The sequence below is a fragment of the Dietzia sp. CW19 genome (assembly GCF_014145265.1).
Classification (GTDB): domain Bacteria; phylum Actinomycetota; class Actinomycetes; order Mycobacteriales; family Mycobacteriaceae; genus Dietzia; species Dietzia natronolimnaea.
The window spans coordinates 15,095-26,088 of sequence record NZ_JAALEE010000367.1 but is presented as its reverse complement, the minus strand read 5'-3'; the positions used below and the strand labels follow the sequence as shown (position 1 = coordinate 26,088).

The 10,994-nt window shown below is 71.1% G+C and carries 8 protein-coding genes, 1 tRNA gene and 1 pseudogene; 8 read left to right on the top strand and 2 right to left on the bottom strand.

The genetic code is table 11. The features are described from left to right. Positions 1-874: pseudogene (locus tag G6021_RS11395) on the top strand (chromosome partitioning protein); the annotation flags it as partial. A gap of 74 nt (positions 875-948) precedes the next feature. Beyond that, the gene (locus tag G6021_RS11390) at positions 949-1,428 is read left to right on the top strand and encodes a MarR family winged helix-turn-helix transcriptional regulator (RefSeq protein WP_241731074.1); all 480 of its coding nucleotides are present in this window, start codon (positions 949-951) and stop codon (positions 1,426-1,428) included. A 79-nt stretch (positions 1,429-1,507) separates the two neighbouring features. On the opposite strand, the gene G6021_RS11385 is transcribed toward G6021_RS11390, so the two are convergent. Further along, positions 1,508-1,583, bottom strand: a tRNA-Arg gene (locus tag G6021_RS11385). A 190-nt stretch (positions 1,584-1,773) separates the two neighbouring features. On the opposite strand from G6021_RS11385, the gene argS reads away from it, so the two are divergent. The 5 genes from argS to thrB are packed head-to-tail and all read left to right on the top strand — an operon-like array spanning position 1,774 to position 8,228. Continuing rightward, positions 1,774-3,426 (top strand): arginine--tRNA ligase, encoded by a 1,653-nt coding sequence (argS, locus tag G6021_RS11380; protein WP_182610717.1) that lies wholly within the window; start codon positions 1,774-1,776, stop codon positions 3,424-3,426. Beyond that, complete coding sequence (gene lysA, locus G6021_RS11375) at positions 3,423-4,841, top strand: diaminopimelate decarboxylase (protein WP_182641315.1); 1,419 nt, start codon at positions 3,423-3,425, stop codon at positions 4,839-4,841. Before argS ends, lysA begins: the two co-directional genes overlap by 4 nt. Next, entirely contained in the window at positions 4,838-6,190 is a 1,353-nt protein-coding gene (locus G6021_RS11370) for a homoserine dehydrogenase (RefSeq protein ID WP_179525563.1), read from the top strand. Before lysA ends, G6021_RS11370 begins: the two co-directional genes overlap by 4 nt. After that, positions 6,187-7,269 carry a threonine synthase gene (thrC, locus tag G6021_RS11365; RefSeq protein ID WP_179525562.1) on the top strand — a complete coding sequence of 361 codons (1,083 nt, stop codon included), beginning with the start codon at positions 6,187-6,189 and terminating at the stop codon, positions 7,267-7,269. Before G6021_RS11370 ends, thrC begins: the two co-directional genes overlap by 4 nt. After that, a complete protein-coding gene (gene thrB / locus G6021_RS11360; RefSeq protein ID WP_179525561.1) occupies positions 7,266-8,228 on the top strand; it encodes a homoserine kinase in 963 nt (320 codons plus the stop codon). Before thrC ends, thrB begins: the two co-directional genes overlap by 4 nt. Positions 8,229-8,276: 48 nt before the next feature. Here the strand turns inward: thrB and G6021_RS11355 are convergent, their stop codons facing one another. Next, the gene (locus G6021_RS11355) at positions 8,277-9,947 is read right to left on the bottom strand and encodes an AMP-binding protein (protein ID WP_179525560.1); all 1,671 of its coding nucleotides are present in this window, start codon (positions 9,945-9,947) and stop codon (positions 8,277-8,279) included. Positions 9,948-10,418: 471 nt separating this feature from the next. On the opposite strand from G6021_RS11355, the gene G6021_RS16795 reads away from it, so the two are divergent. Further along, positions 10,419-10,994, top strand: a 576-nt coding sequence (locus tag G6021_RS16795) for a Rho termination factor N-terminal domain-containing protein (RefSeq protein WP_187700656.1), incomplete at its 3' end; no start/stop codon positions are given.

Sequence of the window (10,994 nt, the reverse complement as noted above, 5' to 3'; positions counted from 1 at the left end):
TGAGACTCTGCGAACCGACCTCGCCACCAGGGGCGCGTTGGCCGCGGAGGCCGCGGACCGGCTGCAGGGGTGCGAGGACGCGCTCGCCGCCGCACGGGCCGTGACGCCGGACGCGGAGCTCGAGGCCGCGGTGGAGAGGACGACGTTCGAGGTGGACTCCAGAAGGGAGACCGCGCGTCAGGCGCGGGCCCGACTGGACGAGACGCTCGCCGACGCGCCGCCGGAACTCCTCGAGAACGCGCGAGCCTCACTGGCCGCCCTCGTCGCCGAGGAGAGGGAGTGCGCGTCGGCGGTGGCCACAGCGCTCGGTCGGGTGAACGCGATCGGAGACCAGGGACGGCTCGGGGACGTCGCGGTGGCGGAACGTGAGGTCGAGGCCGCGCAGAGGGAGAACTCCGCCCTGTGGCGGCGGGCACGCGCGGCGGACCTGCTCTACCGGACCCTCGAACAACGACGGTCCGAGGCTCTCCGGGCCTACCAGGAGCCGTTCCACCGGGCGGTGGTCGAACTCGGGCGACTGGTCTACGGGCGCGAGTTCGACGTGCGACTGGGGGAGGACCTCACCATTCTCAGCCGGAGGATCGGGGAGGTCTCCGTCGACTACGACTCCCTGTCCGGCGGGGCCAGGGAACAGCTGGCCGTGATCGTCAGAATCGCCTGCGCCAGACTCGTGGGGGACAACGGTGTCCCGGTGTTCCTCGACGACACCATGGGGTACACCGATCCCTCCCGTCGCCTCACGATGGGTGCGGTCATCGCCGCTGCGGCCTCCACGTCACAGGTCATCGTCCTCACCTGCGACCGTTCACGCTTCGCGGGTGTCGGCAGCGCGCGCACCCACGTCATGCGCAGGTCGGCATCGGCCCGCGACTGAGGGCGGTCCGGCCGGTCCGCGGCGGGCCGGTGGCTGGAGGACGCAGCGGCGGGTCGCCGTGCTGTAATAGCCCCATGAGCGAGACACGCTGGTTGAGCGATGAAGAACAGTGCATGTGGCGCCGGTACCGGGAAGTCAATCAGTTGCTCGACCTCGCGATCGAACGCCAGCTCCAGCGCGACGCGTCGATGTCCCAGTCCGACTACTCGGTGCTGGTCAGCCTGAGCGAGGCGGACGGTCGGGGCCTGCGCGCCCGTGATCTGGGGGCGGCTCTCGGCTGGGACCGCAGCCGTGTGTCGCATCAGGTCAGGCGGATGGAGGCCCGGGGACTCGTCGCCAAGGGGGAGTGCGCGGAAGACGGCCGGGGCACCATCGTCACCCTCACCGCGGAGGGCGCCGAGGCGATCGCCCGGGTGGCCCCCATGCACGTGGAGAAGGTCCGCGAGCTTCTGGTCGACGTCCTCACCCCGGAGGAGGTCGGCACACTGACCGAGATCTTCGAGCGGGTGGTCACCCGCATCGGCGAGGTCGACGGGATCACCCTGCCGAGCTGATCGGGTCCGGGGTCGCGCCGGAGAGTACGAACGGAAATGACAGCGGGGCCCGGGCTGAGAAGCCCGGGCCCCGCTGTCGTGGTGCCCCCGAAGGGAATCGAACCCCTGACCTTTGGTACCGGAAACCAACGCTCTATCCCCTGAGCTACGAGGGCGGGATACCGGCCTTTCCGGGCCGGAGGCCGATCGCCGGGCGACTACTTCGAACCGCCCTGCTGAACAGCGAGACCGATCGTAGCACCGGGGCGGGATCGTGACCGCATCGGGCCCGCCCGCGTCGCGAGGGCGGGCGGACGCCGGTGTCCGATTCCGCTGCCGACGTGCCGACACCTAGGATAGGAAGACGTGACTCCCGCCGACCTCGCCGCCGTCATCCGCGCCGCTCTCATCACCGTTCTCACCGAGCGTGGAGCCGACATCTCGGTGGTGCCGGACACGGTGACGGTCGAACGCCCGCGCAACCCGGAACACGGCGACTACGCCACCAACATCGCGTTGCAGTTGGCCAAGAAGGTCGGAGCCTCTCCGCGGGATCTGGCGCAGGAGATCGCCACCGCGCTCGCCGCCGATCCCGGTGTGGCGTCGGCGGACATCGCCGGCCCCGGATTCCTCAACATCCGCCTCGACTCCGGTGCCCAGGGGTCGCTCGTGGCCTCCGTCATCGAGCAGGGCGAGGCGTACGGCGCCGGGGACGCGATGGCCGGTCGTCGGGTGAACCTCGAGTTCGTCTCCGCCAACCCGACCGGCCCCATCCACCTGGGAGGCACCCGCTGGGCGGCGGTCGGCGACGCCCTCGGGCGCGTGCTCGAGGCATCCGGTGCGCAGGTGACCCGGGAGTACTACTTCAACGACCACGGTGCCCAGATCGATCGGTTCAGCAGGTCGCTGGCCGCCGCGGCCCGCGGCGAGGCGACACCGGAGGACGGGTACGCGGGAGCGTACATCGACGACATCGCCGCCCGGGTCGTCGCGGAGCACCCGGACGTCCTCGAGCTGCCGGAGGCCGAGGGGCTCGAGACGTTCCGCGCCACGGGCGTCGATCTGATGTTCACCCACATCAAGGCGTCGCTCGCGGAGTTCGGCACTGTCTTCGACGTCTACACCCACGAGAACTCGATGTTCACCTCCGGCGCCGTCGACCGGGCGATCGAGGTGCTCAAGGGCAACGGCAACCTGTACGAGTCCGAGGGCGCCTGGTGGCTGCGCTCCACGGACTTCGGGGACGACAAGGACCGTGTGGTCCTCAAGTCCGACGGCAACGCGGCCTACATCGCCGGTGACATCGCCTACTTCCTGGACAAGCGGGACCGCGGTTTCGACCTGTGCATCTACATGCTCGGTGCCGACCATCACGGGTACATCGCCCGTCTCAAGGCCGCGGCGGCGGCACTGGGGGACGACCCCGCGGCGATCGAGGTCCTCATCGGGCAGATGGTCAGCCTCGTTCGGGACGGCGTCCCGGTCAAGATGAGCAAGCGCGCCGGCACCGTCATCACGCTCGACGACCTGGTGGACGCGATCGGGGTGGACGCCGCTCGGTATGCGCTCATCCGCTCCTCGGTGGACCAGACCATGGACATCGATCTGCAGTTGTGGACGTCGGCGACCAACGACAACCCAGTCTTCTACGTCCAGTACGCGCACGCCCGCCTGTGTTCCCTCGCCCGGAACGCCGCCGACCTGGGGGTCACCACCGACGCCGCCGACCTCGCGCTCCTGGTCGAGGACCGGGAGGGCGCGCTCATCCGGACCATCGGTGAGTTCCCCCGGGTCGTGGCGAGCGCGGCCGAGCTGCGCGAACCGCACCGGGTCGCCAGGTATCTCGAGGAACTCGCGGGCGCCTACCACCGCTTCTACGACACGTGTCGCGTCCTGCCGATGGGTGACGAGGAGGCGGGGCCGCTCCACGCCGCCCGGCTCGCGCTCAGCACGGCGACCCGACAGACGCTGGCCAACGGACTGCGGCTGATCGGCGTCACCGCCCCGGAGAAGATGTGAGCGCGCACCCGGCCGGGTCCCGGCACGAGTTCCCGCACGCGCCCGGGATCGGCGAGCGTCCCACCGACGCGGGCGGGGTGATGGCCCTGGATCCGGCGGTCTGGCCGCGCGGTGCGGGTCGTCGCGGGGACGGGGTGGTGGAGTTCGCCGGGGTCGCGGCGGATGAGCTGGCGGCCGAGTTCGGCACCCCGTTGTTCGTCATCGACGAGGACGACTTCCGCTCGCGCTGCCGCGAGATGGCGGAGGCCTTCGGGGGCGCCGACCGGGTCCACTACGCGTCCAAGGCGTTCCTGTGTACCGAGGTGGCGCGCTGGGTGGCGGAGGAGGGGTTGAGCCTGGACGTCGCCTCCGGTGGCGAGCTCGCGGTGGCCCTTCGTGCGGGGTTCCCGACGGACCGGATCACCGTGCACGGCAACAACAAGTCCACCGACGAACTCAGGCTCGCCGTGCGCAGCGGGGTCGGGCACGTCGTCCTCGACTCGATGTCCGAGATCGCCCTGCTCGACCGCATCGCCGCCGAGGAGGGCGTGGTCCAGGACGTCTTCATCCGGGTGACGGTGGGCGTGGAGGCGCACACCCACGAGTTCATCGCCACCGCCCACGAGGACCAGAAGTTCGGGTTCTCCCTCGCTGGCGGTGCGGCGATGGCGGCCGTCCGCGGGGTGTTCGAGGCACCGCACATCCGGCTCACCGGCCTGCACAGCCACATCGGGTCCCAGATCTTCGACGTCGACGGCTTCGAACTCGCCGCGCGCCGCGTGATCGGCCTCCTGCGCGACATCGTCGACGAGTTCGGTGTCGAGCGCACGGCCCAGCTCGATCACCTGGACCTGGGTGGCGGACTGGGCATCAGCTACGTCGCCTCCGACGACCCGCCCCCGGTCGCCCAGCTGGCCGCCGCCCTGACGGAGATCGTCGACGGCTTCTCACGGGACGTCGGCCTCGCGCCCCCCACGCTGGTCGTCGAACCCGGCCGGGCGATCGCCGGACCCGGCACCGTCACCCTCTACGAGGTGGGCGTGGTCAAGGACGTCGAGCTCGCGGGTGGGGAGAGCCGCCGCTACATCAGTGTCGACGGCGGGATGAGCGACAACATCCGGACGGCGTTGTACGACGCCGTGTACGACGCCCGGCTGGTGGGCCGCGCCTCGTCGGCGGAACCCGTCGTGGCGAGGCTCGTGGGCAAGCACTGCGAGAGCGGTGACGTGGTGGTGCGTGACCTGTGGATGCCGGAGGACGTCGGTGCGGGTGACCTGGTGGCCGTCGCGGCGACCGGGGCCTACTGCTACTCGATGTCGAGCCGGTACAACCTGATCGGGCGGCCCGCGGTGGTCGCGGTCCGCGACGGACGGGCACGCCTGGTGCTCCGACGTGAAACCCTGGACGATCTGACGAGCTTGGAGGTGGGACAGTGAGCGACGCAACGGCGTCAGGCGTGCGACCCGTGGGAGTGGCGGTGCTCGGAATGGGCACCGTCGGCACCGAGGTCATCCGCTACATGACGGAGAACGCGGAGGCTCTCGCCTCCCGCATCGGGGCCCCGTTGGCCCTCCGGGGTGTCGCCGTGCGCGACCTGACCCGCGATCGCGGGGTGGACCCGGAGCTCCTGACCGCGGACCCGGCCTCGCTCGTCTCCCGGGACGACGTCGACGTCGTCGTCGAACTGATGGGCGGCATCGACGTGCCGCGTCCCCTCCTGCTCGAGGCGCTCCGTCACGGCAAGGCCGTGGTCACCGCGAACAAGGCGCTGCTGGCCGAGTACACCGACGAACTGGCGGAGGCCGCGGACTCGACCCGCACCGACCTGTACTTCGAGGCGGCCGTGGCCGGCGCGATCCCGGTGATCGGACCGCTGCGTCGCTCGATGGCCGGCGACCAGGTCGAGCGTGTCCTCGGGATCGTCAACGGCACCACCAACTACATCCTCTCCGCGATGGGGGCCACGGGCGCCGATTACGCGGAGACCCTCGCGGAGGCCTCCAGGCTGGGGTACGCGGAGGCCGATCCCACGGCGGATGTCGAGGGGTACGACGCGGCGGCCAAGGCCGCGATCCTGGCCTCGATCGCATTCCACAGCCGGGTGACGGCGGGCGACGTCTACCGGGAGGGGATCTCCAGGATCTCGCCCGACGACTTCGCCTCCGCCCGGGACATGGACTGCACCATCAAGCTGCTCGCGATCTGCGAGAAGCTGCGGCGGGAGGACGGCAGCGAGGCCGTCTCGGCGCGCGTGTACCCCGCGTTGTTGCCCAACAGCCATCCGCTCGCCACCGTCAACGGCGCCTTCAACGCCGTCGTGGTGGAGGCGGAGGCGGCCGGCCGTCTCATGTTCTACGGGCAGGGTGCGGGAGGTTCCCCGACCGCCTCCGCCGTGCTCGGGGACATGGTCGCGGCGGCCCGCAACAAGGTGGACTCGGGTCGCGCACCCGGCGAGTCGACCTACGCGGCCCTCCCCGTGGCCTCGATGGACGAGGTCTCCACGCGGTACCACGTGCGGATGCGTGTGGCCGACAAGCCCGGGGTGCTGGCGCTGGTCGCCGCCGAGTTCTCCCGCCACGGGGTGTCCATCGCCCAGGTGCGGCAGACCGAGGTCGAGTTCCCGGAGTCGGAGCTCGACGATTCCGAGCCCACCGCGGAGCTCACCGTCCTGACCCACCGTGCCTCGGAGCGCGCGCTCGCCGACACGGTCGCCGCGCTCTCCGACCAGGACGCGGTCTCGGTCATCACCAGCGTCATCCGACTCGAGGGAGTGGACACCGAATGAGCAGCACCCATCAGCCCGTGCACCACCGCTGGCCCGGCCTCATCGAGGCCTACCGCGACCGGCTCCCGATCGGGGACGCCTGGGAGCCGGTGACGCTCTTCGAGGGCGGGACCCCGCTCCTCCCGGCGCCCTACCTCTCAGGGGTCACGGGGTGCGAGGTCTACCTCAAGGTGGAGGGCCTCAACCCGACGGGCTCGTTCAAGGACCGCGGCATGACCATGGCCGTCACCGACGCCAGGGCGAGGGGCCAGAAGGCCGTCCTGTGTGCCTCGACCGGGAACACCTCCGCCTCGGCCGCCGCGTATGCGACCCGCGCCGGGATGGGCTGCGCGGTTCTCATCCCGCAGGGCAAGATCGCGGCGGGGAAGCTGGCGCAGGCGGTCATGCACGGGGCGACGATCATCCAGGTGGACGGCAACTTCGACGACTGCCTGGAGCTGGCCCGTAAGACCACCGCCACGTACGCGGAGATCGGTCTGGTCAACTCGGTCAACCCGGTGCGGATCGAGGGCCAGAAGACCGCCGCGTTCGAGATCGTCGACGTGCTCGGACGCGCACCCGATCTGCACTTCCTCCCGGTGGGCAACGCGGGCAACATCACCGCGTACTGGAAGGGCTACAGCGAGTACCACGCGGACGGCATCGTCTCGACCCGCCCGCGGATGATGGGCGTGCAGGCCGCGGGCGCGGCGCCCCTCGTGGACGGGGCGCCGGTCAAGAACCCGGAGACCATCGCCACCGCCATCCGCATCGGCGCGCCGGCGTCCTGGGACGGCGCCGTCGCCGCCCGTGACCAGTCCGGTGGCACGTTCCGCAAGCGCACCGACGAGCAGATCCTCGAGGCGTACCGCACCGTTGCGGGCAAGGACGGCGTGTACGTGGAGCCGGCCTCCGCGGCGTCGGTCGCGGGACTGCTCGACGCGCACGCCAACGGGGAACTCGAGCCCGGTCAGACGATCGTCTGCACCGTCACCGGCAACGGGCTCAAGGACCCGGACACCGCCCTCCTGGGCATGCCCGAGGTGGAGGCCATCCCGGTGGATCCGACCGCCGTCGCCGGCGCTCTCGGGTTGGAATGAGCGACGTGACCGGTACCGGCCCCGAGGTCTTCGGCAGCTCCGGGGGACGTATCCTGCCGGTCGGTCGCTCGGTCACCGTCGAGGTGCCCGCGTCCAGCGCCAACCTCGGGCCGGGTTTCGACGCCCTGGGCGTGGCGCTGGGCCTGTACGACACCATCACGGTGACCACCATCGGCTCGGGGCTCGAGCTCGAGGTCTCGGGCGAGGGGGCCGGTCAGGTCCCCGCCGACGCCTCCCACCTGGTAGCGAAGGCGGTGGAGGCGGGACTGCGGGCCGGCGGCACGGGCGCCCCTGGGGTCAGGATCGCCTGTACCAACGCGATACCGCACTCCCGGGGTCTCGGGTCCTCCGCGTCCGCCGCGGTGGGGGGACTGGTCGCGGCGAACGGTCTCATGGGCGGCGTGTTGACCGACGAGCACCTGGTACAGCTCGCGAGCGAGTTCGAGGGGCATCCCGACAACGCGGCGGCGAGCGTGCTCGGCGGGGTCGTGGTCTCGTGGACCGAGCGATCGGCGACCGCCGTGACCTACCGCGCGGTGCGCATGGACGTCGATCCGACGATCGTCGCCACCGTGCTGGTGCCGGCCGAGACCTCGTCGACGGCGCAGACCCGGGGCTTGCTCCCGGAGATGGTCCCCCACGAGGACGCGGCCTTCAACGCCAGTCGGGCCGCACTGATGTCGGTGGCCCTGGCCTCGCACCCGGAGTTCCTCCTGGCCGCGACCGAGGACAGGCTCCACCAGTCCTACCGGGCCCCGGCGCTCGTCGGCACCACCGAGTGGGTCGGCCGGCTCCGGGACCGTGGACTCGCCGCGACGGTCTCCGGGGCGGGCCCCACCGTCCTGGTGCTGGGGACCTCCGCGCTGCCCGCGGACCTGCGCGGGGACGCCGAGGCGCAGGGATGGCAGGTCCTGGATCTCCGGATCGCGGAGGGCGCCCGGGTTCTCGTCGGGGAGTGAGGAGGTCCGCTCGCACGACGGGGGTTCACGGCCGGGCCGTGACCCCGGTCAGGTGGTGGAGCCCGGTGAGATGGTCGTGACCTGATAGGCCCCGTCGGCGTGGAGGGCACGGATCGCCCGCTTGTCGTACTTTCCGACCGACGTGCGGGGGATGTCGTCGACGAACGCCCAGTGGTCCGGTCGCTTCCACAGTTCCACATGGCCCTCCAGCGACTCCCAGAGCGCCCGCGCGGTGGCGGACGCGCCGGGTTTGAGGTGGACCAGGACCATGGGGCGGTTGCCCCAGCGTTCGTCCGGTACGCCGATCACCGCGGCATCGGCCACCCGCTCGTCCCGCAGGACGGCGTGCTCGAGTTCCACCGAGGAGATCAGCTCGCCCCCCGAGGCGATGATGTCGTCCACCCGGTCGACCACGTCGAGGTAGCCCCTGGGGGAGATGGTCGCCATGTCCCCGGTGCGCAGCCAACCGTCGACGAACCGGTCGGTCGCGTCGTCGCCGAGATAGCGTGCGGTGACCCAGGGTCCTCTGATCTGTAGCTCGCCGACCGACCACCCGTCGTTCGGCAGGACACGCCCGGCTTCGACGATCCGGGCCTCGACCCCGGCGGGGAACCTGCCCTGCCCGAGGATCTGTGCCCGGCGGTGGGTCGCGGACGAATGGGGGTCGGCCCGGGCGAACGTGGCGATCGGGCTCGACTCGGTCAGGCCGTAGGCCTGCATGATGGTGACCCCGTGTCGCGTGACGAACGCGTCGAACAGCGCCTCCGGCACCGGCGAGCCGCCGACCAGGACCTCGCCCAGGTGGCCGAGCGGCTGGGGGTTGGTCTCCAGCCGGCGGAGGAGGCGCTGCAGGGAGGCCGGCGTGGTCGCGACCTTGTTGGGTCTGAACGTGGCGAGCAGATCGGCCAGGTCGCGGCCGGAGTGCATGGCCTGACCAGGTCGCGGCCGGGCGGTGATGATGCTCGCCCCGGTCATGAACGCCGCGTAGGGCAGGCCCCAGGACAGGACGTGGTACATCGGCACGGTCGTCAGGACGGTGTCCCCGCTGCGGAGCGCCGCGCTCTCGGCCATGCACATCTGCATCGAGTGCAGCCAGATCGAGCGGTGGGTGAACGCCACCGCCTTGGACAGGCCGGTCGTGCCGGAGGTGTAGGCCAGCGCCGCCGCGGCGCGTTCGTCCAGCTCGGGCCACTGATAGGTGGTCGGCCGTCCGTCGAGGAGGGCCTCCAGGGCGTGGAGTTCCACCTCGTGACCGTCCCCGGACAGGTCGGTGGTGTCCCCGGCGACCCGGGCGTCGAAGACGACGAGGTGGCGCACGTGCTCCAGGTCGGCGACCACCTCGAGTGCGAGAGAGAGCAGTTCGGGATCCACCAACACGACGGAGACGTCGTTGTCGCGGAGCGCCGCGAGGAGGAAGGACCGGGACCTAAGGACGTTGACCGACAGCGCGACGGCTCCCATCGACGGGATCGCGAACAGCGACTCGACGACCTCGGTGCGGCTGCCGGACAGAACGGCCACGACGTCACCCTCGCCCACGCCGAGATCGGTGAGGGCGTGGGCCAGGGCCGCGGCCCTGGCGGCGATCACGTCGAACCGAAGGGTCCGGGGCTCCATGTCCCCGACGAAACCGGTGACCGTGGAGCCGGAGTGGCGCTCTGCGGCGTGGTCGAGGATCCGGGACACGAGCAACGGGGTGTCGAGCATCGTTCCGAACATCAGACCTCCTTCCGCGCGGCCGCAGTGGGCTGTAGGTTACCGCCCGTCGACCGGGATGCGGACACGCCCGTGGGACTCGCGAGGGGGACGCGTGTGGAGACCGACTGCGGGTAGTATGCTTGCCGAAGCCACGGACGCCCGGTCGTCCCCGCATCCCGAGACATCTCCAGTTCACCGTCCGCCTCGGCGGACGGCAGCTCGTGAGTAGGTCACGGTGGGAGCGGCCGAACGGCGAGTGGTCAACTGGGATTGTCGTGCCCGTGAGTGGGTCTCGTCCGTAGTCGACGGTCAACATGACGTCGGCGCGGTGGGCGTCACCTCGTGTACATCCCCCTCAGACGAATCCGTGTCCGGCCAGTTCGCCGCCACGGAAGGCCTCAGCGGCCACCCGGGACGCCCGTCCGCGTCCCGGACAGTTGCTCGGTGCGAAGCGGTGGACACCGCCTCGGCCCGGGCCCAGAAAGGACACCCGTGACCTCGACGGAAACCCACTCCACGCCTCCGCAGGGTGCCGCACTGGCAGCCATGCGACTGGCGGACCTCAAGTCCCTGGCGCAGCAGATGGGCCTCAAGGGCCTGTCAGGCAAGCGCAAGGGCGATCTGGTGGCGATGATCGACTCCGCCCGCGGCGGGAAGTCCCAGGCTCCCGCCCAGTCCGCGCCGGCCGCGACCGCGGAGAGTGCCCCCCGGTCCGACGCGCAGAAGCCGCCGAGTGGCCAGCAGCCCGCGCGCGAACCCAGGAAGGCGGACGAGGGTTCGACTCGGGGTGGCGGTGAGGCGCCCGCCGAGAGCCGGGGCCGCGGGGACGGGCAGGACCAGGGCGAACGGAACCGTCGCGAGGACGGCCCGCGCGGCGGTGGCCAGAACCAGAACCAGGCGCAGGGTCAGAACCAGGCACAGAACCAGTCGCAGGGTCAGAACCAGGGGAACCGGCAGCGTCGGGGCGGGCAGAACCGCGACGACCAGGGCTCGGGTCGTCAGGATCAGGGTCAGCAGGGCGGTCGCGCCCGCGATCAGCAGTCCGGTGATCAGCAGAACCCCGATCAG